We start from the raw sequence: 471 nt of genomic DNA, 5'->3' as shown, positions 1-471 counted from the left end.
ATCTCTCTCCGGCAGACTACGAAAAGACCAATATGGCCACTCTTTAAAAAGTCCTATCCTCGTGTCCAAAATAACTGGACCAGGACAACCAGGGGCCTCGGCCCGCTTCGCGGGCTAAATCGCGGCTCAACGGCCCGGTGTGGCTTCCAGGCGCCCGACAGGGACTCACAGTGAAGCATGCCGCGGATGCTGGCTGGTAGAGGTCCGCATGCTGTCGCGATGGATGGCACACCACAGCCGTTCGATTAGTGATGATGCTCATCACGCTAAACACCGGTGACCGCAGATCATCCGTAAAGTGCAGACAACGCTAGCCTGGGACTGCCATGTAAAGGCTGCGCCGGCCCGTTGAGTCCGCCGAGCCATCCTTGTCAGGCGGGGGGCAGTCGGCTGGGCATGTCTGAGCGCAGCGCAGCGGAGCGAGTTTGCCCAGCCGCCCCGCCTGGCGAGGNTGGNGAAGGGCAGTGGGGG

It is taken from the genome of Bordetella tumbae (genome assembly GCF_965139195.1).
Lineage (GTDB): Bacteria > Pseudomonadota > Gammaproteobacteria > Burkholderiales > Burkholderiaceae_B > Bordetella_A > Bordetella_A tumbae.
The sequence above is the reverse complement of the archived record's forward strand: the minus strand, read 5'-3'. Positions refer to the sequence as shown.